We start from the raw sequence: 22136 nt of genomic DNA on the forward strand, positions 1-22136 counted from the left end.
TTTTTCCTGTTCCCAGTTAAGTGTTCCTAAAAAGCAGTAATATTTTTGACAGGAATAAAATAGGATTGCTATATTTAGCTCTTAACAGTTTGATTACCAAAAAAACAAAAATATGGAAGGATAAATATTTTTTAACACAGAAATTTAGAATGAAAAATCAATATTTAATCTTACCTAATTTTAGGATTTATTTTTCCTCGCTACTTCTGATTTTTTCCTTCTTCCTTCTTCCTTCTTCCTTCTTCCTTCTTCCTTCTTCCTTCTTTCTTTCTGATTTTTTACTTCTTATTCCCGCCAAACAAACCTCCGAATAAACCACCGCCTTTATCCGTTTTATTTTCTTTCTTTTGAGTTTTAGGAGTAACTTTCCCTGGCTTTTTATTAGTAGTCTTACCAGTTACAGCTTGTTCTAATAACTTTTTAACTTCTAATGCTTTCGGTTCTTTAGGATTTAAAGATAAAGCTTTTTTTACTTGAATTTTTGCCATTGTGCCTTGATTTTGCTGTAAGTAACACAATCCCAATAAAGCATGACAACGACTATCATTTTGTTCTATTTTTAAAGCACCTTTTAACTCCAAAATTGCCTTAGCATAATTTTTAGTAGATATCAAACTTTCTGCCCGACTACAAGCTTGCTCCACCAGAAGATTTTGAGATTTAGATTTTACCGTTGTAGATTTTTCTTGATTAACAGAAGATTTAACTGGTGGTGGAAGTGGCGGTGTAGCAACTCCACTTCCAGATTCTTTCCGCAGTAAATAAGCTAAATTTAGCTCACTAATTTCTCCAATAATTTCTAAAGTCTTATCTAAAGATTCATACTGGCGATCGCTCAACTCCTGTAGAGCAACCTTATATATTTCTAGGTAATCTCCCCCTTTAGCAATTTGTTTAGCAGTATCAGTAGTAAACTCAATCTGACTACGTTGTTGAGTAACAGTATTACCTAGTTTATTGAGAATAACAAAAAGTTCAGCGCGATCGCCTTCCTTAGAAAATTTATTATAAGCTGGACTTACCAGTTTAGATAACAACTGATTAGCAAATTCTTTATCCGTCTCATTTTCAAAAGGACAGGTATCAGGATGTAAACGACGCGCCACCCGCATATACCGTTTCCTAATCTCAGGAAACTTTGCATCCAGAGAAACCCCTAAAATTGCATGATGGTCTGTAAAATCAAATTTGAACAATCCTTCTGTAAATCCAAACATAATAAAGACTCCTACTTACCGAAATTTCAGAAAATCTAATTTAATCAGTTCTCCTGGATAGTAATGGTAAAGATATATATTTTTTAATTTCTTCCCACAAGGACCACACGGACCACACTCTTCCTACAATTACTATGCACCACCACCATTTAATCTATCAGTGCTATCCCAATAAGCTAGAGGTGGAGTTTCAACCAAAGCTTGACTCATCAAATCGTGAATTTTGCCATTAGTAGCCAAAATTCTGCCCGACTTTAGATCGAGAGGACCATTATTGTAAGCCGTAACTTTTCCTCCTGCTTCCTCCAGTACGACTATACCAGCAGCCACATCCCAAGGAGACAAACCCCTTTCCCAATAACCATCTGCACGACCACAGGCAATAGAAGATAAATCCAGAGCAGCAGATCCAGAACGTCTTACTCCTTGACTTAAATGACACATTTGGCAAAATTCCTTATAGTTATTATCCGTTGTTTCCCGTCGATCATAAGCAAAACCCGTAATAACTAAACTTTTTTCTAACGTAGTAGTTAGAGAAACAGAAATTGGCTTTCGGTTTCGAGTTGCCCCCAACCCTTTAGCAGCACGAAACAATTCATCCAAAATTGGATTAAATACTACTCCCACCTGTGGCAGTCCATCAATTAGTAATCCCACTGAAATAGCTGAAAAAGGATATTGGTGAGCAAAATTAGTAGTACCATCCAAAGGGTCTATTGCCCACAAATATCTACTTGTTGTATCTCCCAACTCTCCCGACTCCTCAGCAAGAATACCGTGGTCTGGCAGATGTCGCTGTAAAACTTTAACGATCGCCTCTTCTGCTGCTTTGTCAGCCTCAGTTACCAAATTTCCTGGACTACCTTTTTCTTGAATATCTTGGAGATTACCCCAATAAGACATCAACTCAGCACCACCAGCAAGAGCAGCTTCAGTCGCAATATCCAATAAAAGTTCTAATTCCTCTATACTCATAAAAAATAATTAACTTGATAAATAGAAAACTTAAAACGAATAATCAACCCACAAAATTATTGTCGGAATAGGTTCTAGTAGCGCCTCTACTTCCTCAGTGCGGAAAAGTTGCAGCAAATATAGACTCTCCCCTAACCCCTATCCTGGTCTGAGATAGAAAAATTCTCCTTACCCTTCCATCCCAGGGAAGGGACTAAGATTTTCATTGTTTAAGATTTTGACTACGAAATTGTGCAGGAGTTTGACGCATTGGTCGATCTGGATTCCAAATACCCAGCCCCATAAGTCTAGCTCTTTCTTGAGCATTAGTCAGACGTTCCATATATTTAGTATTAGGAAAATCTGGCTCTGCTAGAGCAAAACCTTCTTTTACCATATATTCATTGATTAGTTTCCCTCCGAGCCAAACATAAGCCAGTAGGCGATCGAATTTATCTTTCTCCTGGATATCAAACTCCAATAATGCTTCTTGCCCCAAAGTTAATTTTTCTAGTTGAATTCTTGCTTCTTGTCCCCAAGGTTTTTGTCTAATATCCGGTGCCTGAATCCCAATCAAGCGAATGGGTTTCAATAAAGGTACAGCAGCAGAACGGTCAGCTATTTCTATAGTTTGTCCACTAACCACCCTTTCTACCCTAGTAATTTGGCCTGAGGGTCGGTTTAGGTTTTGACAACTAGCCAACAATATACAGGCCATAAGTAGATAAATTATTTTAGTCTTCATCCAATGGCAGTCCAACTTGCACCTTTCCTTTCCCAAAGTAGCGGCCAAATTGGAGTTCATACACTTCATCTTCATCCTGTGTTTCTACGAATAGGTCAGAACGTGCATAACTGACACACAGAAGAGCATAACCCTGTTTTTGCAATTCTAGGGACAGCCCCATTGCTTCAGGTTGATAGATTTCGCCAGATATAACTCTAACTGCACAAGTAGTACAAGCACCATTACGGCAGGAAAATGGTAATTCGACTCCTTGGTTCTCAGCGCTGTGGAGAATGTAGCGGTCTTCAGGAACTTGGACTGTATAATTGGTGTTATTTTGGCGATCGTGTATATGAATCTGGTGATAAGAGGCCATAACATTTTTAGATTTTATGCTTATTTCTCACGATTTAGATATTAGTTTTTGATGACTAGACCAAAACGTGACTTATACTTAAAATCTTATGTGATATAGGCCCAAAATCCAAGATCGAATTTTTTTGTCTGAGGGGGTTGCTAAATTTAGATTAGTTCTGCTAACATATTTTAATTGTGAGCAAATTTAAAATTAAATAATTTTGCTTCCTGGAGAGGTGGCCGAGTGGTTTAAGGCGCAGCACTGGAAATGCTGTTATGGGGTAACTCATACGGGGGTTCGAATCCCCCCCTCTCCGTTTTGTAACGAATTTAGAAGTCAGAAGTTGTTTTTGTAACGAGGATTTTGAGCAACCCTCGAAAAACATTTATCCTGAAAAGCTGGAGTTTCAGACCTAATTATTTTGATAACCAGCTTCCAGGCATTTATCCCTGAGAATTTTCTGTTGTTATTGTTTAATATAGTGAAAATCTCTCTTGTTATCTTCAGCTACTTCTCCTCAACAAAAACCCTAGTTTAATGATTTAATAAAATATTTGCCAAAGACTACTGAATATTTTGCCACCAATCCACATTATCGGTTCCGAGAAAGCAGCAGCTAATATTTGTACTTTAAAAGATTGACAAACTGATAAGCAAATGAAGTTGTCAATAGTAGGTTTGGTTAGTATATTAGAACAAAGATTGAGTAGTATTCTAGAGTAACAATTAATAATTACCTCTTATTGAAAATAAGAGGGTTGAGTAAAAGGAAAAGATTTTCTTCATTCTTCTTGAAAAGAAGAAGCTGAAAAATTTATTTATGAATCAATTTTTTACTCAGACTATAAAGTATTTTTATCTCTGTACAAAAAAATAGTATGATTTCGTCTATAATCTTAGGAAGTTTATATCTCAATAAAAATTTATGCAGGTCAGTGAAAAAATAACAAAAATTAGCTCCATTGCCGAAATTCGGGAGTGTCAGACTACTGGCAATAAATCTCTACATACCACTATTGAGTTTAAGTCTGGAGAAGTTATCAGTAGTTTTGGTTATCAAGAAATTCTAGATCGACCCAATTATTTAACAGTTCAAATAGGCGTTCGCTCCGCGTTGCGTTAGCAGTATCGCCAACATATTATGCTCGACCCAGAATGCTTGCAATATATTAATCATAGTTGCAATCCTAATGTTTTCTTTGATACTGAAAATATGGTGTTGATAGCCTTACGAAATATAGAAATAGGAGAGGAGTTTACATTCTTTTATCCATCAACAGAATGGTCTATGGATAAAGGATTTAGTTGTATTTGTCAAACTGAAAATTGTCTAGGATACATTCAAGGTGCTGCTCACTTACCTCTGGATGTTTTGACAAAATATAAATTGTCAGTCTATATACAACAAAAGCTAGGAATTTAGTGAGAAATTAATAATCTATAAATCCTTTATAGAATTGTTTTTTCGACGATTTACTATACATTAAAAAAAATACCTATTCATATTATTGTTTCAATTTTGTTAGGCTGACATGAAAATACTATGTTAGAAATTAGACTAGCTCAGACCCCTGAAGAAAGAGAAGAAATTTTCAAATTGCGCTATCAAATCTATGTAGAAGAATTAGGATGGTTGGAAAATTGTGCAAACTATGAACCAAACCACAAACAAAAGAAGCTAGAAGATCCATTAGACTTATCTGCTAATTTATTTGTAGCTTTTAATAATCATGAATTTGTTGGTACTGCTCGATGCAATTATGCTAAAAATTTAGATTCAGACTATTATTCAAAGCTTTATAAAATGAGTGAAACAGTAGGAGATGCACATCCCTTATCTACATCAATTGGTGGGAGATTTATGCTGAAAAGTTATCTGAGAGGAACCCTAATAGGATTGAGAATAATGCAAGCATACTATAAACAATTATTGTTAGATGGAATCAAATTTGATTTTATAGATGCCGAAGCATACTTAGTTCCTTTTTTTGAAAAACTAGGCTACAAAACTATTAGTAAAATTGATTATTCAATTTATGAAAGTAGCGTGGTGATGGTATTAGACACAGTGAATATTGAACATTTAGAGAAAGTTAAATTGCCTTTTCGAGGTTTGTATAGAAACTTGTTAGAATCTAAGAAATAATATCTATTCTAGATATTTTGCAAAAAGAATAAAAGAATATAGAGACGTTAAATAGAACGCCTCTACAAAGATTACTGGATGAGCATAAATTGTAATTAATTTTGCTCGATTTTCTGTGGTGGAAATGTCAGAAAATTTCCTACTGCACCAATAGTCTGATATCTATTACCACGAAATTCAGTAGTATAAACACTAAATAATATTAAATTCTGACGTCTGGTGGCATTATCCATTAATTCTTTAATAGTAGTTCTTTGGCTCTTAATTAACTTTTCACAACTTTTAACTAAATCACCTGTAAAATCATTCAAGAAATCTGGTACTTTAGATTCTTTACAAATAGATTCCCTAATCTCAATTGCCAGTTTATTAGAAGCATAATTAACATATTCATCTCTAGGAGGATTAGTAAATCCCATTATTGTAGCTCCTACTGTCAGAGCAATCGCTCCTGCTTTGCTGAGACCCCAAAATAGAGGTGGTTTATTATAGCCATTGGTTTTTTTATCTTGTAACATAGTTATAAATTCCTGATTATTTTGTATAGTTTGAATAAAGAAAATGATAGGTTAGCGATCTTTACTTACGAAAGAAAATATTAATACATTTCTACAGTCGTTATATTTTTAACTACATCTGAGTCCAAGCTACTTTCCGGAAAAAATCTAGGAGTCGGGTAATATAGCGCTACCCGCAAGTTAGAAGTCAGAAGTCAGAAGTCAGAAGTAATCTCTGAGTGAATTTGAGCGTTTAGTTTATAAATGTACCAACCTTTGCTTCAACTGGTGCATAAGCTGAGGTACTTTTCCTGATTTTCCTAGATCTATATAGTATTTCTCAGACTAATGAGGTACACCTATCTTTAATTTCTATTCTATTCCCTGTTTCCTGTTGCCTGTTTCCTAAAAATTATGAATGTGTGTACCTTATCCGTATAGGAATTGCTGCACAAAAAAACTAAGTCCAGAAGAGCTTATTTTGATTTGATCCGATTAATTTCCTGTTTTAGCTCCTGAATTTCACGGCGCAAAACTTCTGCTTCATTCTCTGGAGACTCTACTTCCACCTCAACAGCACCCTCCGCAGTAGCACGTTTATAGTTACCAGCATAAATTTGACGATATTCCGCAGAGTTTGCCCAATTTTGCAAATAGCGCAGTCGTTCTACTGGAAAAGGATGACTTAACATTACACCCTGACCACCATTGTAAAGCAAAAACTTATAAACTTGATTCAGGCCATCTTGGTCTAGGTCTTGATAATTATCGGACTGACGAATAAACTCTTGTAAACTACATTCGTTGAGATATTTACTACTCACTCCAGCCAACTTCATCATAGTTTGCATGACTAAATTTAGGTCATCCATGACTAAAAGAGCTGCCCGATCTGCAGATAATTCAGCTTTGCGTCGCCACTCGTAAAAAGCAAAAATTAATCCACTGCTGACTAAATTACCTAAACCAAAAGTTACTTCTCCAATCGCTGAAGCAACACCCATTGCCCAAATTGCCATCTGATTTAAGATTGGATGGCCACACTTAATATGTCCTAATTCGTGAGCTAGTACAGTTTTTAATTCTGCCTCATTTAATAAGTCTAAAAGACCAGTATTTAAAACAATCAAAGGTTGATCTTTACCCAGAGAATAGCTATTTACTTGGGGATTTTGAGAAACGAATAAGGTAGGTTCAGGCACTATATCTAAGTCTCTGACACATCCTCGAAATATCTGATAGATGCTGGCATATTGACGAGGTCCAACTTGAATTCCATTGCCCATTAAATAAACATATTGTGGGCGTTCGTAAACAAATTCTACGAATTTACTGGCAACCAAGTCAAATCCAGGCACACTGCGTAAAGTATCTTCAGCTTGACGATCTAGGGGATGACGAAAAGCTTCACTAGAAATTCCGGTATAGGTAGGCATGATTAAAATGTGATAATTGAGTAAGAATAAGCCAGTTTGGATTCTGGCATTTAAAGGTTTATATTTATTATGTTGACAGATAAAACAAAGCAATTACAATTTGAGGGTCAGACTTGAATATGGATTACCTAAAAAATCATGATTCTTTGGATCGTTCTTTAGAAAAAGCTTTGACAAATCAACTTATAGATAGATATTTTGACCATACAGAAAGTTGGCTGAGGGCTATTCTACGCAAGTGCCTTTTTTCTCTTACTTATTTAGATGGAGAAACTGTTTTTGTGATTGAATGTCCAAATCTGGCTGTTGCTAAACGATTAAGTCGTAAGACTTATCCTTTTTTATGTTTTGCGGATCATTTTTCTCACTCTAATAGTGACAGGGTTTTAGTATGTTATTTGGATCGAGACGAGAATTGGCAGTGTTATGATTCTAGTCAAAGGTTGTGGATGTCGTTGCCTAATTTTGTTTCTTCTTTTGCTCAAACTGATAGTTAATTTAGAAAGCTGAGAAATTTTATCTGGGTGTAGATAATTAGGTTATTTCAGTTATCAGTACCTCTGGATCTTTAAAAGAGGCTGGAAATACTGAATTGAATATTTTTTTCATCCCTTTAAAAGGGGAGGCGATTGACCTTATTTTTTTGGTCAAACAAATGAAAGTTTGTCTATATCACTTGTTAGATGGAAATTTGTTTACAGTTGGTGGATCTGTCGCATACCCCTCTTATCTCATTCTCCGAAATGCCTTTCTCTAGAAGGTTTATCAGTTAAGGGATATAAGTGAGCGTAGTACAAAAATCAAGTTGTTGTATTTATTGTGAGAAAAAAATAGCTCTATCTCTTATGAATTAACTATTCGGGAATTCAGATTTTACTTTTATTACCCGAAAGTGACAAAAGAGGGATACAGTAGTTTTCATTTAATACCAATTCACTTTAAAAATTTCACAAATAGTTTCAAACTTTAAATGTCAAATAATTGCCTCGGTGGTGGTGCTCGCGTAATGGTAAAGGAAGCACCGGGAGTGTAGGGAGATGGGGAGTCTCGGAGATGGGGGGATGGGGAGATGGGGAGTCTCGGAGAAATTAAAAAATATATATCCTCACCATTACCATGCAGGACTACCATTGCCTCAAACCTTTCTCTTGTCAAAGTTTTTAGCCTATCCAATCTAACTTCTAACTTCTGAATTCTCAATTCTGAATTCTGTGAAATGGTATAACTAGACTACAAAATTATTCTGGGGGAGGGGAAAGGGAATAGGAAATGGGAAGATGCTTTGAACTTATATGATGTCCGGTTGAATACTTATGAATAAGGATGAAGGAGTCAGGAGGGAAGAAGAAGGAAGAAGAGAAGAAAGTTTTTTATAACTAATTAAACTGACATTATATTATACCAATTTCATAAAATATTGCGACGGTGGCTCTGTTTTTAGGAGTTAAGCCACCCCTAACCCCTCCCTGGAGGGGAACTCAGTCGAACTGAGTCAGTCAGTAAGAATTTATAACATTAAAAGTAGTATAAAAATCGGTAACTTGGTAGGTATTTATATTATATGGCTCCTATTCATATCATGTCCGGTAGCATCGGAGCGTGTATAAAATTAAGGTCAAAATGGGCAAAAAACCTTCTGCCTTCCTTTCACCAAAATATAACTATTTAAGCGGACATGATATCATTGGCCTTTCTCAGCAGTCAGATATCAGAAAATATTAAGTATAAATACTCAATTACTTACTCCTATTGACCACTATAATTGTCTCCTGTCTCCTGTCTCCTATTTTTCATGCTACATTTTGTCGTCCGGAATTTAGGATATAACTTCCCTTGAAAGTAAGGTAAAATTAAAAAAGAAAGGTAATAGCTAAGTGCTAATTACTACATATTTGATGGCAGTCGATCGAGGCTTTAATTGCCTAACAAAATTTTTGGTAATCGTGCTAAAGTTCGCTGGAATGAAGCATTATTATTTAGAACTCTAGCTAATATTAATGCTCCCTGGACTTGAATAATTGCATCTTCTGACCTCTGACGAGCTTGTTGTGCCTCAATTCCCGCTTCTATTAATACCTGGGTCAGAGTATCTATCCAAATTATTAAAATATTCTGAATTTGATTGTTGAATAAGTCGTGGGCTTCCCCTACTGATAGTACAGCCCAAAGGCAGGTTTCTTGGCCTTGATTGTAAAATTCGTTGATTTTTTGGCTCATGGCCTTAATTCGTTCTTCTGGTTGAGTGTCGGCTTTTAATGGCTTCAAGACGGTAGTTTCAAACCAGCTATTGGCATATTCTAAAACGGTTGCTGCCATTTCTGCTTTTCCACCAGGGAAGTAGTGGTAAAGGCTGGCTTTTCCTAATCCTGTGGCTTCTGATAGCTTGGTTAATGTGGTCCCTTCATAGCCATATTGCCGAAATACTTGGATTAATTTGGCGATCGCTTCTTCTTTGGACATAGAAAAAATTTTGCTGATTTTCTCTTGACATTCTACCGAACGTTCAGTATATTTATTTTGTACCGAATGTTCGGTGCAAAATTGCCAAAACTTGCCAGATATAAATTGATTGGTTTAGACAAGACTAGGAAGATTAGGAAGACAAGGGAGAAAATTTAATGCTTTGGGAAGTCGGACATAAATAAATAGCTATGTCTTAAGAACTATTACGAATGCTGAAACCCTTTCCTGTTGATAGATTCAATTTTCCCTGTTCCCTCACAGTTAACTTTAATTCTTTCCGACTACTTATACCTCAATTTAATCTTGACAGAGCAGTCTAAAAATGGGGTTGAAGTCAAATTTTGCAGTATTTTTCCCATCGTATTGTTCTGAAAAAAATCAACAATCAAATTAACTCAAAATCAGTCAAAAAAACAGAATCCAAAATATCAGGAGAATCTAATGATTAAACTATACAACTACGAACTATCTGGCAATGCTTATAAAGTACAACTAATGCTATCCCTTTTAGGATTAGAATATGAACTTGTCCGCGTCGATATTTTTAAAGGCGAACACAAAACTCCCGAATTTTTGGAACTTAACTCCTTCGGACAAATACCAGTGCTAACAGACGGAGATATTGTACTACAGGATGCTCAAGCAATTTTAGTTTACTTAGCACGACGCTATGGTAATGAAGAGTGGTTGCCATTGGATGCAGAACCCATGAGTAGAGTTATGCGGTGGTTATCAACAGCAACAAGTGAAATTCGTCAGGGAGTTGAGTACGCTAGACGGTATCATCTGTTTAATATGCCAAATATTGATATTGAAACCGCTACTCAGAAATCAGAGGATATTCTGAAAATTCTTGACCAACACTTGTCAGAAAATAATTGGCTAGCCTTGGGTCGCCCGACTATTGCTGATGTTGCTTGTTTTCCCTATGTAGCGTTGGCATCGGATGGTAAAATTTCTATAGAGGCTTACCCTAATGTTAGGACTTGGATTGAAAGAATTAAGCAGTTGCCTGGTTTTGTTGGTATGACTGGTATTTAGCGAGCCTATTATTTTGTCATTGTGACTAAAACAGAGTGAAAGGAAGCAATCTATTAAAAGGAGTGTTTTGTTTTGCCTTATAGAAATTATCGTTACGACTGAAACTGATTGAAAGGTTTGCGGAGTATTCGCTTAGGAAAGCAATCTCAGAATTTGTTACATACAGGACGAAAAATTAAGGTTTAAAGCCTCTCACTCGCCGTGGAGAAACAAGAAAAAATTTTCATGATTAGTCAATCCTATCCGTTTTCAAGAAGAGGTAATTGTTAATTATTAATTATTAATTATTAATTGTTGAAGCATAACCACCATATTTAGTAGGGGCGATTTCCTACAGAATGCTGCGCAAACGCGAATCGCCCCTACAGATAGCCTATAATTTAATATTTTGCGTAAGTCCTGACATATTTCAATAAGCTTTTTGAGAAGTGCTGCATGGAACCGATGAATCCGCCCCCAACCTAACCCCCCTGCCCCCCTTCCCTTCTAGGGAAGGGGGGTTGCTGGAGCCTCTCTCCTACCAGGAGAGAGGTTTTTATGAGTTGACAAACAGTTTATAAGTAGGAAAAAAATTATGGCTCGCAAATTTGCTGAAATCGCATTTACACCTGCTGTCAAAGAACTGCAGGAACGTTACGGTTCGCGCCAAATGTACGAACGGTTTGCTGAGACTGGAGCAACTAACGACACTATTTCACCGGAAATAGCTGAGTTTATACAACAGCGCGATAGTTTTTATCTGGGAACAGTAAATTCTAATAATTGGCCGTATATTCAGTTTCGGGGAGGGTCTCGTGGTTTCCTGAAAGTATTGGATGAGAAGACTCTAGGTTTTGCTGATTTTGCGGGTAATTGTCAATACATCAGTATTGGAAATTTATCTGAGAATGACCGGGTATTCTTGTTTTTGATGGATTATGCTAACCGTCGTCGTTTGAAAATTTGGGGTCGTGCAAAGGTTGTTTATGATGACCAGGAGTTAATGGAGAAGTTGAGCGAACCTGGATATAATGCTAAGGTTGAGCGTGCATTTATCATTACTGTGGAAGCTTGGGATAGAAATTGTCCGCAGCATATTCCGATCCGTTATTCTGAAAGTGAAGTGGCGGAAATGATGGCACCATTGCAAGCACGCATTAAGGAATTGGAGGCACAGTTGAATTTAGGTAAATCTGTTGAGTAGGTTGAGTGTTATAAGAAACCAGGTTTATGGGAGATAGATGTCAATATATGGGGATTTCATATAAACCCGGTTTCTCTACTTTATTTATACAAATATTACCGAATTTAATATAACTCAAGAAAACAGATGATTTAAGCAAGAATCACCTATTTTGGCTAATTAACTGAATTTATTTGATAGTTTAGACAATTACCTAAACAAGCTGAACATCATTATTAATATTAAATGCAGATGCACTTGCTAGATTCTGAATAGTAGCTAGATTTGACCTGAGAGCAGCATTGCCATCTAAATACACAACCGACAAAACTCCTGATTGGAAACTAGAATCGTAATCAAATAAGAGTGTCGATACCATAACCACCACTGAGAATATCCTGGTGCGTATGACCAGAATATCGTTATCGTTGCCACTAAAGAGTCGATCGCGACCATAGCTACCATCAAGATAATCGTTGCCATTACCACCTTTGAGAGTGTCGAGATCTGATTCACCATAGAGATAATCATTGCCATCACCACCAATAATATCAAATCCGGTTGAATACTTATCATATATTTGGGGGTGGGGAGGGTGGGGAGAAGAGGAGGTTGAGAGATTGAAGGTGAGAAAGTCTGGATAGAATTATCAACATATACTGTATAACCGGATTCTATATAAGAGAATTGTTAAGATCCCCACCTTTGAGAGTGTTGTTACTTGTACCACCATCAAGAGTATCGTGTTTATCGACAGGATTCCAGTTGATTCCAGCCACAAGATAATCATTTCCAGCGTGACCACTTAAATAATCACTACCATTAAAAATCAGTAAGGAAGTTCTATAGAAGTTTCCTACTGTAGGAAATGAAAACTGCTGTAAGCAAAAAAAGTGGATTAATCTTTAAACGAAATTTATCCACCCTAAAGTTGACAAGTTGAAATCAAGAATGTAAGCTGCTGTTAGTCACGCCTTAATTTCATTAGACAAGAGAATAGAATACAAATAAAGATAGGTATACCTCATTAGGCTGAGAAACGCTATATAATTAATTTGACCTACCTACTTATAGCTATTTACCATGAACTTAGTCACAATTTTAGGACTATTCGCAGGCAGCTTAACAACTATTGCATTTTTACCTCAAGTTATCAAAACTTGGCGAACTCGCTCCACAAAAGATATTTCCCTAGAAATGTTTGCTATTTTCTGCTCTGGTGTTTTGCTCTGGATAATTTATGGCAGCCTTGTTAAAGATATACCAGTAATTTTTACTAATGTTGCTACACTGAGTTTAGCCTCTCCGATTTTATGGTTTAAACTAAAGTATAAATAAGTCTATAAACGTCCTATTAAGTAGAATCTAAATATGTCTGTTAATCCATTTAATACTGAAAGTTTACTCTTCACTCCAGCCATACCTGAATCTAATGCTATTCCAATTATTTTTGCTTTTCCTAATGAATATAGTGTGGGGATAACTAGCCTTGGTTATCAGATTGTTTGGGCAACTTTAGCTATGCGTTCCGATCTACAAGTTAGTCGCTTATTTACTGATATTAATGAACCCCTTCCACAACAACCAGAATTATTCGGTTTTTCTCTTTCCTGGGAACTTGATTATGTCAATATTTTAAGTATTCTAGAGTCTCTGGAAATTCCTATTAGAGCTAAAAATCGTTCAGCCAAAAATTATCCGATAATATTTGGTGGCGGACCTGTTTTAACGGCAAACCCAGAACCTTTTGCTGATTTTTTTGATGTAATTTTGTTGGGAGATGGAGAAAATTTATTGGGAGATTTTATTGATGGTTATAAAGAAGTTAGGGGTGCTGAAAAATCAGAACAATTAAAACATTTAGCTAAAGTGCCTGGGGTTTATGTTCCTAGTCTGTATGAGGTAATTTATGAAAGTGGTAATGGTGGGATTAAGTCTATTGAACCTATAGATAAAGATGTTCCTGCTGTGGTGCAAAAACAAACTTATCGAGGTAATACTTTGTCTGCTTCTACTGTGGTGACTGAAAAGGCAGCTTGGGAAAATATTTTTATGGTGGAAGTGGTGAGAAGTTGTCCGGAAATGTGTCGTTTTTGTTTGGCAAGTTATCTGACTTTACCTTTTAGAACTGCTAGTTTAGAAGGGTCTCTTATTCCGACAATTGAAAGAGGATTAACTGTTACAAAACGTTTGGGTTTATTGGGCGCTTCGGTAACTCAACATCCAGAATTTAACAGTTTATTAGATTATTTGCATCAGCCAAAATATGATGATATTCGATTGAGTATTGCATCGGTCAGAACAAATACAGTGACAGAAAAGCTGGCAAAAATTTTAGCTAATCGTGATACAAAGTCAATTACAATTGCTGTGGAAAGTGGGAGCGATCGCCTCCGAAGAATTATCAATAAAAAGTTAGAAAATGAGGAAATTATTGAGGCTGCTGTTAATGCTAAAATAGGTGGTTTAAAAGCTATAAAATTTTATGGAATGGTGGGGTTACCTGGAGAAGAAATGGAAGATTTGGATGGGACTGTGGAGATGATGTTGGCTTTGAAAAAAGCTGTTCCTGGTTTAAGGTTAAGTTTTGGTTGTAGCACTTTTGTGCCGAAGTCTCACACGCCTTTTCAATGGTTTGGAGTAAATTCACAGTCAGAAAAACGGTTGAAGTTTTTGGATAAAAAATTACGTTCAAAGGGGATAGATTTTCGCCCAGAAAGTTATAAATGGTCGGTGATTCAAGGGTTAATTTCTAGAGGGGATAGAAGGTTGTCTGGTTTGTTAGAATTGGTGAGAAATTATGGGGATTCTTTGGGTAGTTATAAAAGGGCTTTTAAGGACTTGCGTGGGGAGTTGCCAGAGTTAGATTTTTATGTTTTTAATGATTGGGAATTAGAACAAGTTTTGCCTTGGAATCATATTCAAGGTCCTCTACCTGGGGCAACTTTGAAGAAGCATTTAGCTGAGGCTACTGCTTTGTTTAAAAATTAAATAATTTCTGTTTCAATGGTTTGAGGAAAATTATAGTGCTACGCGCAAGGCCAAAGTGCAAAATGCAAAAGTAAAAAATAGTCTATGACTAAGGCGTGAGAATTTAGAAATGTCCGCTCCCTTTGCTTCGACTGCTATAATCTACATTCCGCACGACAAAATGTAGCATAAAAAATAGGAGACAGGAGATAGGAGACAGGAGACAGGAGACAGGAGACAGGAGACAATTCATAGTGGTCATAATTGAGTAATTAATTGAGTATTTATGCTTAATATTTTCCTGAGAATCTGGCTCCACAGAAAGGTCAATGAATCGGAGCTATATAGTATAAATACTTACCGAACTCTTAAGGTATAAAGCCTTCTATTTCAAGAGAAAAAGCGGTCGAGGGATGGCGAGGTCTCCTCGCCATATCCAATCGACCAAGACAGCGGTCGGAAAGCGGAGCATTCCGTCAGGATGGGATGGCGAGGTCTCCCTCTGAATGCAGAGCCACTCCGAAGTGCGCCATATCCAATCTCCCCTTGAAAAGAAAAAAAATTCCTTTTAGCCAATCCTATCCGTTATAAGAAGAGGTAATTATTAATTATTAATTGTTAATTATTGAAATACCTTTTATGAATAAAATTTTATCTTTAAAGGAGTATCCAAAAAGTAATATAAAAGAAGGTAAAATAATTGATTTAACTGAAGAGGAAGTTATTGAATTTAATCAACCACAAATTTATTGTAGTCTTAACTTTATTTACTCTGAAAATAATGATTTTGAGTTAGTAGAAGAGATAATGAATCAAGACTCTGAAATCTATAATAAGGAGCGACAAGCCTAATATATTACCTAAAGTAAATTATAGTGACAGCATCTTCTAACACTTATTACTTTTTCTAAAAATGACTTAACACTCCTACCCTTGAATCTTTGTTTATGCACCCCACAATGGTAATTTTCGTTATAAAAATTTGTCTGATTTACAAGAAAAAAATTAAATCTATTCTCAGCAACTTGTGAGCTTTTTCTATAAGTAGAAAAAGTTGATAATGGCAGATTGATTTTATTTATCAAAATTTTTTCAGGCATTACAGGAGATTACCGAAAAATTGTGGTCTAAAGCCTCGCCTTGGATAGGGGATAAAAAAAGAGAATATTCCTTATGTCAAGCCTCCTTATGGCAGAGGTACTGATAACTGTTAACGCAGTTCCTCCGATAGGAGGCTAACTGTTAACGCAGTTCCTCCGATAGGAGGCTAACTGTTAACGCAGTTCCTCCGGAGGAGGCTAACTGAAATGACACCTTGGTGAGATACACCCATAGTAAATATTATGCTCCTACTACAAACATTTAATTGTTAAGCAGGTACACAAAATTAATTACACATATCTAACATAATAAGCACCTACACAGAATTGATTACCTACTCTAATTCTCTGTAACTATTCTAGTAAAATAGTTTCAATGAAAAAAAAAGGTGTAATTATTTTTGTTTGCCTGCTTATATCAAAACCGTTTAACCAGACATAAAAAAACTTCTCCAATCACCATTTGCTATCTCAAGAAATAGGTGTCAACAAAAAAGCATGACGACTTTGACCTTTGTTTCCCCATCCGACAATTTGCCCATGATTATTAATAGCTTGTGCTTCTCTGAGAATCCAATTATTAGCAGGATAAATCAAATCATTTAGGTCTTGCATTTTATTAACACTATCCCAAATAAAAGCTTTTTTTCCCCATAATTCTTGCTCTTCATCCATTATCCTGTCAGAATGTCCCACTATTAGACCAGAATTATTAATACTATTAGCTTCACTATCAAAAAATTGTAAATTGACATTACCAGAAATGGTACTTAGGTCTTGAAATTTGTTACTGCCATTCCACAAAAAAGCTCGGTTATTATCTTCAGGTACAGCATAAAAACCAACTACTTGACCAGATATATTAATATCTGAACCTAAAAAACCTGGTAATTCTTGGATACCTTTGTTACTTTTCCAGACAAAAGCTTTGAGGATAAAATCTGAGGAAAGAGAATAGCCTGCTACTTCACCACAATTGTTAATACTATATGCAATGCTTTCTATCTCACTGCTACTATTAATATACTCCATACCATTTTTGCTATCCCAAACAAAAGCTTTTCTATGACAATCACCGGAGATAGCAGAACCTACCACTTGACCAAAATTATTAATACCATAAGCCTCACTAAAATCATCACTTTCGGTATTAATATTTTGAAAACCTTTTGTATTATCCCAAATAAAAGCTTTCCGTTGACCACTATCGGATACAAAATATCCAACTATTTGACCATAGTCATTAATACTATAGGCACAGTTAGAGGTATCACCAAGAGTATCAATATACTCCATGCCTTTGTTGGGAGTCCAGACAAAAGCTCGTCGTTGTCCGCTACTGGTAATTGAATAACCAACTATTTGAGCAGAGTCGTTGATATCTTTGGCCACACACAGATTGCCGCCAAGTGTACCTAAGTCAGTCAGAGCATAACTAGAGGCAGCAGTGGCAGTATTCGATTTTGTTATACTTAAGTTCTGTAATTTTGAGGATACTTGGGTTAGTTGCATTTTTTGAGTCATGGATTTAGATGAAGTCATAGTAATTAGGGTTTTGCATAAAGTAAAGTGTGGGAGTTTTTTGGCTTCTTAACATATTCTTATTATCAGAGGATTTCTGGATGAATAGCGATAATGTGCATGAATTGCCACAAAAAATTCTGCTGCTGTTATGGACGTGCAAAAAAATACATATTTTGATTCATAATGTCCATGTTCATGCATATCGAAACCTAGCATAGCTACATCGCTCCTTGGAACTGGAACTACTTGATTACTTATCCCAGACTTTACTAATGCACTATCGTAATTTGCAATTTATTAGAGTTTGTTTCTATTTACGTCTCATTGTTTATCTAACAAGAAAAAAATGGGTAATTACGTTTGACTTCATCAGAAATCAGCCATTTCTATTAATATGTGTTGATACATATTATTTGCACCCATCAAGATTTTCTAGTTAAAAGTTAAACGATTCAACTTGATAAATATCATAAATTAAGAAAAGCTTTACTGAGACATTTCCTCAGTATTTTTACCGAATCTTCATCAAATTAGCAATGATCGTGAAGAATCTTTACCAAATCTTTATAATATTATTGGGAAATAGCCCAGTTTGATTTAAGATAGTCCTTTGACAATCGTGATTTACTGTGGAGGCAGCCAACAATAAACAGGAAACAGGAAAAATAAAGCCTTTATATTTTATGAGTATCAAAGGAAAAATATTTACAAATTATCGGATTTTTTCGAGGGAAAATTACTACTTGTACGCCACTAACTCAATTGTAAATGTGCAATATTTGTAACGTTAGAATTTCAAACAGTATCTAAATCAGTAATTAGAATCAGGATTTATAGCTTATTAAAGCTGCAAAAAGCTGAGTTTAGGTGATGAAAACAATTCAGATGTATAAAATATATAACTACTTAGGCAAAATTAATTACATATGCTGCTCTGCTATACCTTCTTGTATCCATACCTTTCCCAAGTAGGAAATTTATCTCAACGTTGGTTGAAGACCTGCGCTCTCCTGTTGGCGGAGCCTAGTGGCAGCTATTAGAGGAGCTCAGAGATGGGAAAACCAATCAACCCATGCGGTATTTACAGTAGTGTGCTATAGTTTAGAGACAAGGCTGCTGGGCTAGCAGTTTCAGCGCCAATCGCTCATGGGGGAGACCCCCAAGACCTCACTGTCTTGTCTGTGGAGCGACTGCAAGACCGGAAAGAGGTTCAGCCTCCTCAGCAGGTAGGTGCATTGAAGCAGAAACCCAAAGCCTCCTACGGAGGAGCTGCCTCTTGCTACGGTAGCTCTCGCTTTTCATGTCGCGCAGCGAAACGCTTTTCATGTCGGCGACAGCCGAAACGCTAACGTGAGGTTTGGGAATCCCGCGTTCTCGCATAAGCGCAACGTCGGGAGGATGTCACATTGAACTCCTAACTCCTAACTCCTGACTCCTAACTCCTAGCAATGAGTTTAGTGGTTTACTCAACGGAAAAGCGCTGTATCAATAACACTTAGATAATAGAGAGGTTTTAGAAACTGACTGAAAAGCTGGCACTTTTTTCGACCCAAAAAAGCTAAAGCCTTTATCTGTAAATCCTTTGAAAATTAATCAGCCAGCCATAATTAAGAAAGATTACTATACATATTCAGTGTAGAGATTACAGAATCTTCATAATTCAACGGAAAAATACATCAAAATTTTAAATATTTAGTAAATTTGTAAATGCTGGAGTTTAGACCAAAGCTTGAATAAGAAGTCAAATTGCGACTCGAATTGAAACTGAAATCTGAGAAAATTTTCCGAAAAATCTGGGTTATTTACTCAATTTTCGCCCTTGATTTTGACTTTCAAAAGTTCCCTTACCCTTTTTCACAATCGGACAGCAAACTTTTTTCTTTCTCTTTCTAACTCTGTGATCTAGAAACATTAACTTCTGTTATATTTCTTGAGGTGGTCACTCACCTCAAGATAGGGTTTAGGATAAGGTCGTCAAAACACCAAGTAGTTAGGGACTGGAGTTTAGACTAACCTCCCTCTAAGACTTGTCCCCTAGTTTATTAGGATGAGAGAATTAAAGGTTTCTATAACTTTCCTCAAATCCTGATGAAACTGAAACGATTACACGAATTTCGTCAAAATGTCTACAATCACTGAAGTTTAGACTATGTATTAATTTTTAATTCAACTACTCCAATCACTTTGAGGAATTGAATTATTGTTCAAGTTTTACTCTAAACTCCAGAATTGTGATTTTAGTAAAAGGTTTAAAAATGTTGCACTTTCACTATTCAACCTTGATCGATGCTCCAGTTGAGGTGGTTTGGAAATTCCACGAACGTTCCGATATTTTGCAAATACTTACCCCACCTTGGCAACCAGTCCAAATTATTCGTCGTCAAGGTGGACTGGAAATAGAGGCCATATCAGAATTTATCATCTGGCTAGGTCCAATTCCTGTAAAGTGGGTGGCCGTACATACAGAGTATGAAAAATATCGTCTGTTTACTGATGAACAGAAAGAAGGCCCAATGGCTAGCTGGACTCATCGTCATCAGTTTAGCGAGGAAAATGGTCAGACTAGGTTAACTGATGCGATCGCATTTTCTTTGCCTGGAGATAAGTTGGCGGAATCTTTTTTGGGTTGGTGGGTAGACTCTCGATTAAATGATATGTTTAAGTATAGGCATGATGTGACAAAGCGGGAATGTGAGAGGGGAGTAGGGAGTGAGGGAGTGGGAGAGTGAGGGAGTAGGGGAGAAGTAAAGATCGGAATGATTATAGCAATGGGCGCTGGTATATTTACAAATTGCAGAAGAGGCCAAATAGCTAAAATTCTTATATTGTCGGCAATTTATTTCCCTGTATTTGTTCTTAGAAACTATTTATAAAAAAATCAAACCGAAAGAGAGTTGTTAAGAACAATAGCTCTACTACTAGGTATAATAGCTCTTTTTAGTATCGACTAGACGGGGTTTCTTGCACAATTACTACTCAAACCCCAAGCATTGTAAACTTTAAATTAATTGTCTGATCCTGGAGCCTAACAAAGATGTCCTTTGATATTGAGTCTGCTCGCAATATTTTTCCCAAAACACTTGCTGCGGATGTGGTGCCTGCGACGCTCGCCCGCTTCAACCAGCTGATTGTGGAAGACAAACTAGCACTGATCTGGTTTGCCTATCTGGAAATGGGGAAGACATTGTCAATCTCGACCCCCGAGCCTGTGAATATGCAATTTGTCAGCAGTACCCTTAGTCAGATCAGGCTGATGAGTTTTAGTGAGCAATCGCAATTAATGTTTGACCTAGCTAGCCGGACAGACCGACCCATCTGCCGTCTCTACGCTACCTGGTCAGTGAACATCAAACTCGGCTTCTGGTTCCAATTGGGCAAATGGATGGAAGAGGGTCTTGTAACCCCTATTCCTAGGGAATATAAGCTTTCAGCCAACGCATCGGCAGTCCTTCAAGCCATTCGAGTTGTCGATCCAGGTCAACAAATTACAATTCTGCGTAATGCAGTGGTGGATATGGGCTTTGAACCATCAGAGTTGGGTGCCTACAGCCCGGTGGCGGAGCCCTTGGTTGCTCCCAAAGCCATGGCCGAGCGCACTCCAATTACAGCCATTCCCGGTGTTGAGAGCCAGATCGTTTTGCAGTACATGGATAACCTGAATGCCAATGACTTTGATGCGCTGATCCAACTCTTTGCCCCAGATGGGGCCCTGCAACCGCCGTTCCAACGCCCGGTTGTGGGACATAATGCCCTATTGCGCTTTTTCCGGGAGGATTGCCAAAACATAAGATTGTTGCCTGAACGGGGTATAACAGAGCCTGACGAAGAAGGCTACACTCGAATTAAGGTAACAGGCCAAGTACAAACCCCATGGTTTGGCCAGGATGTGGGCATGAATGTAGCATGGCGATTCCTGCTTAATCCAGAGAACAAGATTTTCTTTGTGGCCATTGATTTACTTGCTTCTGCTCAGGAGTTGCGGAACCTGGCATCTTAGCTTGACCTCTCATCGGTTCGGGTGCAGCTTCTGTCTGTGATTTCTCAGATAATGCGCTCGACTCTATCAAGGGCTAACTACGGTCTCACCGCTCTCTTGATCGGCGTTCCCATGGCGAGGAGAGCGCTCTTATCAGAGCCGCTCCGCTGTTAGCGCTGCTTTGCGATAGCAAACGCCGGGTTCCGACCGCGCCTGTGCACAGCGCTATAACTAGCGATTAGCTTTTAGCATTTCCGTTCCGGTATGCTTTGCAAACGCGCACATTTACTGCTAACTGCCGATCGCCAGATCGCTTATTTAAATGCAAAACAGCTTATCAATTTGCTGTCGCTTCTTGTTGATTTGATGTTGTAGAGGTATCTGCTGCTAATAGAGGTGAACGTACAGACAAATAAATTAATGGACCTAAAAGTGGAACCAATGCTATCCCCCCCCTCCCCGGGTTACCAATTTAACTTTCTCCTCAATCCCCTCACACTACAACCTCCATGACCGTGGACTTGGTCCGTCCTTGCTGCCTCCCGCTAGGTTGCGCAGTTTC

General features: G+C 37.1%; 22 protein-coding genes and 1 tRNA gene. 12 read left to right on the plus strand and 11 right to left on the minus strand.

Annotated elements, in window-relative coordinates; genetic code table 11:
• Positions 1–278: 278 nt before the first annotated feature.
• The 4 genes from F6K22_RS05750 to F6K22_RS05765 form a co-directional block, all read right to left on the minus strand.
• Positions 279–1217, minus strand: a complete 939-nt coding sequence (locus tag F6K22_RS05750; RefSeq protein ID WP_293094434.1) for a J domain-containing protein — start codon at positions 1215–1217, stop codon at positions 279–281.
• 132 nt (positions 1218–1349) lie between these two features.
• A complete protein-coding gene (locus F6K22_RS05755; RefSeq protein ID WP_293094437.1) occupies positions 1350–2195 on the minus strand; it encodes an inositol monophosphatase family protein in 846 nt (281 codons plus the stop codon).
• A gap of 202 nt (positions 2196–2397) precedes the next feature.
• Positions 2398–2919 carry a thermonuclease family protein gene (locus F6K22_RS05760; protein WP_293094439.1) on the minus strand — a complete coding sequence of 174 codons (522 nt, stop codon included), beginning with the start codon at positions 2917–2919 and terminating at the stop codon, positions 2398–2400.
• Positions 2909–3277, minus strand: coding sequence for a 2Fe-2S iron-sulfur cluster-binding protein (locus F6K22_RS05765; RefSeq protein WP_293094443.1), 369 nt, complete (start codon positions 3275–3277; stop codon positions 2909–2911). The genes F6K22_RS05760 and F6K22_RS05765 overlap by 11 nt, the downstream gene beginning before the upstream one ends.
• A gap of 211 nt (positions 3278–3488) precedes the next feature.
• On the opposite strand from F6K22_RS05765, the gene F6K22_RS05770 reads away from it, so the two are divergent.
• The 4 genes from F6K22_RS05770 (at position 3489) to F6K22_RS05785 (ending at position 5405) form a co-directional block, all read left to right on the plus strand.
• Positions 3489–3575: transfer RNA gene (locus F6K22_RS05770), tRNA-Ser, on the plus strand.
• A gap of 609 nt (positions 3576–4184) precedes the next feature.
• Entirely contained in the window at positions 4185–4382 is a 198-nt protein-coding gene (locus tag F6K22_RS05775) for a hypothetical protein (RefSeq protein ID WP_293094445.1), read from the plus strand.
• Between the two features lie 18 nt (positions 4383–4400).
• The gene (locus F6K22_RS05780) at positions 4401–4682 is read left to right on the plus strand and encodes an SET domain-containing protein-lysine N-methyltransferase (protein ID WP_293094449.1); all 282 of its coding nucleotides are present in this window, start codon (positions 4401–4403) and stop codon (positions 4680–4682) included.
• 120 nt (positions 4683–4802) lie between these two features.
• Positions 4803–5405, plus strand: a complete 603-nt coding sequence (locus F6K22_RS05785; protein ID WP_293094452.1) for a GNAT family N-acetyltransferase — start codon at positions 4803–4805, stop codon at positions 5403–5405.
• A 95-nt stretch (positions 5406–5500) separates the two neighbouring features.
• Here F6K22_RS05785 and F6K22_RS05790 read toward each other — a convergent pair whose 3' ends face one another.
• Both F6K22_RS05790 and F6K22_RS05795 read right to left on the minus strand, forming a co-directional pair.
• Complete coding sequence (locus F6K22_RS05790; RefSeq protein WP_293094454.1) at positions 5501–5923, minus strand: DUF4359 domain-containing protein; 423 nt, start codon at positions 5921–5923, stop codon at positions 5501–5503.
• Between the two features lie 455 nt (positions 5924–6378).
• Positions 6379–7338 (minus strand): M48 family metallopeptidase, encoded by a 960-nt coding sequence (locus F6K22_RS05795; RefSeq protein ID WP_293094457.1) that lies wholly within the window; start codon positions 7336–7338, stop codon positions 6379–6381.
• 146 nt (positions 7339–7484) lie between these two features.
• Between F6K22_RS05795 and F6K22_RS05800 the strand changes: the two genes are divergently transcribed.
• Positions 7485–7835: a hypothetical protein gene (locus tag F6K22_RS05800; RefSeq protein WP_293094460.1), complete on the plus strand. Its 351-nt coding sequence runs from the start codon at positions 7485–7487 to the stop codon at positions 7833–7835.
• A gap of 469 nt (positions 7836–8304) precedes the next feature.
• On the opposite strand, the gene F6K22_RS05805 is transcribed toward F6K22_RS05800, so the two are convergent.
• Positions 8305–8538 carry a hypothetical protein gene (locus F6K22_RS05805; RefSeq protein WP_293094463.1) on the minus strand — a complete coding sequence of 78 codons (234 nt, stop codon included), beginning with the start codon at positions 8536–8538 and terminating at the stop codon, positions 8305–8307.
• A 714-nt stretch (positions 8539–9252) separates the two neighbouring features.
• Complete coding sequence (locus F6K22_RS05810; RefSeq protein ID WP_293094465.1) at positions 9253–9798, minus strand: TetR/AcrR family transcriptional regulator; 546 nt, start codon at positions 9796–9798, stop codon at positions 9253–9255.
• A gap of 444 nt (positions 9799–10242) precedes the next feature.
• Here F6K22_RS05810 and F6K22_RS05815 point away from each other — a divergent pair, with 444 nt between their 5' ends.
• On the plus strand, positions 10243–10842 hold the full coding sequence (locus F6K22_RS05815) for a glutathione S-transferase family protein (RefSeq protein WP_293094468.1): 600 nt from the start codon (positions 10243–10245) through the stop codon (positions 10840–10842).
• A 574-nt stretch (positions 10843–11416) separates the two neighbouring features.
• The gene (locus tag F6K22_RS05820) at positions 11417–12025 is read left to right on the plus strand and encodes a pyridoxamine 5'-phosphate oxidase family protein (protein ID WP_293094471.1); all 609 of its coding nucleotides are present in this window, start codon (positions 11417–11419) and stop codon (positions 12023–12025) included.
• A 193-nt stretch (positions 12026–12218) separates the two neighbouring features.
• Here F6K22_RS05820 and F6K22_RS05825 read toward each other — a convergent pair whose 3' ends face one another.
• Both F6K22_RS05825 and F6K22_RS05830 read right to left on the minus strand, forming a co-directional pair.
• The gene (locus F6K22_RS05825) at positions 12219–12584 is read right to left on the minus strand and encodes a calcium-binding protein (RefSeq protein ID WP_363272925.1); all 366 of its coding nucleotides are present in this window, start codon (positions 12582–12584) and stop codon (positions 12219–12221) included.
• A 94-nt stretch (positions 12585–12678) separates the two neighbouring features.
• On the minus strand, positions 12679–12903 hold the full coding sequence (locus F6K22_RS05830; protein ID WP_363272927.1) for a hypothetical protein: 225 nt from the start codon (positions 12901–12903) through the stop codon (positions 12679–12681).
• A gap of 184 nt (positions 12904–13087) precedes the next feature.
• On the opposite strand from F6K22_RS05830, the gene F6K22_RS05835 reads away from it, so the two are divergent.
• The 3 genes from F6K22_RS05835 to F6K22_RS05845 all read left to right on the plus strand — a co-directional run bounded on the left by F6K22_RS05835 (position 13088) and on the right by F6K22_RS05845 (position 15826).
• Positions 13088–13342 (plus strand): SemiSWEET transporter, encoded by a 255-nt coding sequence (locus tag F6K22_RS05835; RefSeq protein WP_293094477.1) that lies wholly within the window; start codon positions 13088–13090, stop codon positions 13340–13342.
• A 33-nt stretch (positions 13343–13375) separates the two neighbouring features.
• Entirely contained in the window at positions 13376–14995 is a 1620-nt protein-coding gene (locus F6K22_RS05840; RefSeq protein ID WP_293094480.1) for a B12-binding domain-containing radical SAM protein, read from the plus strand.
• A 618-nt stretch (positions 14996–15613) separates the two neighbouring features.
• Positions 15614–15826 carry a hypothetical protein gene (locus tag F6K22_RS05845; protein WP_293094483.1) on the plus strand — a complete coding sequence of 71 codons (213 nt, stop codon included), beginning with the start codon at positions 15614–15616 and terminating at the stop codon, positions 15824–15826.
• Positions 15827–16545: 719 nt separating this feature from the next.
• Here F6K22_RS05845 and F6K22_RS05850 read toward each other — a convergent pair.
• Positions 16546–17616, minus strand: a complete 1071-nt coding sequence (locus F6K22_RS05850) for a DUF3466 family protein (RefSeq protein ID WP_293094486.1) — start codon at positions 17614–17616, stop codon at positions 16546–16548.
• Between the two features lie 2237 nt (positions 17617–19853).
• Here F6K22_RS05850 and F6K22_RS05855 point away from each other — a divergent pair.
• Both F6K22_RS05855 and F6K22_RS05860 read left to right on the plus strand, forming a co-directional pair.
• A complete protein-coding gene (locus F6K22_RS05855; protein ID WP_293094489.1) occupies positions 19854–20327 on the plus strand; it encodes an SRPBCC family protein in 474 nt (157 codons plus the stop codon).
• A 305-nt stretch (positions 20328–20632) separates the two neighbouring features.
• A complete protein-coding gene (locus F6K22_RS05860; RefSeq protein ID WP_293094492.1) occupies positions 20633–21595 on the plus strand; it encodes an orange carotenoid-binding protein in 963 nt (320 codons plus the stop codon).
• Positions 21596–22136 lie beyond the last annotated feature (541 nt).

It is taken from the genome of Okeania sp. SIO2F4 (assembly GCF_010672385.1).
Lineage (GTDB): Bacteria > Cyanobacteriota > Cyanobacteriia > Cyanobacteriales > Microcoleaceae > Trichodesmium.

Bases quoted from the DNA above. Each gene is read 5' to 3' on its own strand.
- F6K22_RS05790 (WP_293094454.1), bottom strand. From the start codon at position 5,923: ATGTTACAAGATAAAAAAACCAATGGCTATAATAAACCACCTCTATTT.
- F6K22_RS05780 (WP_293094449.1), top strand. From the start codon at position 4,401: ATGCTCGACCCAGAATGCTTGCAATATATTAATCATAGTTGCAATCCT.
- F6K22_RS05855 (WP_293094489.1), top strand. From the start codon at position 19,854: ATGTTGCACTTTCACTATTCAACCTTGATCGATGCTCCAGTTGAGGTG.
- F6K22_RS05815 (WP_293094468.1), top strand. From the start codon at position 10,243: ATGATTAAACTATACAACTACGAACTATCTGGCAATGCTTATAAAGTA.
- F6K22_RS05760 (WP_293094439.1), bottom strand. From the start codon at position 2,919: ATGAAGACTAAAATAATTTATCTACTTATGGCCTGTATATTGTTGGCT.
- F6K22_RS05860 (WP_293094492.1), top strand. From the start codon at position 20,633: ATGTCCTTTGATATTGAGTCTGCTCGCAATATTTTTCCCAAAACACTT.
- F6K22_RS05750 (WP_293094434.1), bottom strand. From the start codon at position 1,217: ATGTTTGGATTTACAGAAGGATTGTTCAAATTTGATTTTACAGACCAT.
- F6K22_RS05775 (WP_293094445.1), top strand. From the start codon at position 4,185: ATGCAGGTCAGTGAAAAAATAACAAAAATTAGCTCCATTGCCGAAATT.
- F6K22_RS05845 (WP_293094483.1), top strand. From the start codon at position 15,614: ATGAATAAAATTTTATCTTTAAAGGAGTATCCAAAAAGTAATATAAAA.
- F6K22_RS05850 (WP_293094486.1), bottom strand. From the start codon at position 17,616: ATGACTTCATCTAAATCCATGACTCAAAAAATGCAACTAACCCAAGTA.
- F6K22_RS05810 (WP_293094465.1), bottom strand. From the start codon at position 9,798: ATGTCCAAAGAAGAAGCGATCGCCAAATTAATCCAAGTATTTCGGCAA.
- F6K22_RS05840 (WP_293094480.1), top strand. From the start codon at position 13,376: ATGTCTGTTAATCCATTTAATACTGAAAGTTTACTCTTCACTCCAGCC.
- F6K22_RS05835 (WP_293094477.1), top strand. From the start codon at position 13,088: ATGAACTTAGTCACAATTTTAGGACTATTCGCAGGCAGCTTAACAACT.
- F6K22_RS05755 (WP_293094437.1), bottom strand. From the start codon at position 2,195: ATGAGTATAGAGGAATTAGAACTTTTATTGGATATTGCGACTGAAGCT.
- F6K22_RS05820 (WP_293094471.1), top strand. From the start codon at position 11,417: ATGGCTCGCAAATTTGCTGAAATCGCATTTACACCTGCTGTCAAAGAA.
- F6K22_RS05795 (WP_293094457.1), bottom strand. From the start codon at position 7,338: ATGCCTACCTATACCGGAATTTCTAGTGAAGCTTTTCGTCATCCCCTA.
- F6K22_RS05765 (WP_293094443.1), bottom strand. From the start codon at position 3,277: ATGGCCTCTTATCACCAGATTCATATACACGATCGCCAAAATAACACC.
- F6K22_RS05785 (WP_293094452.1), top strand. From the start codon at position 4,803: ATGTTAGAAATTAGACTAGCTCAGACCCCTGAAGAAAGAGAAGAAATT.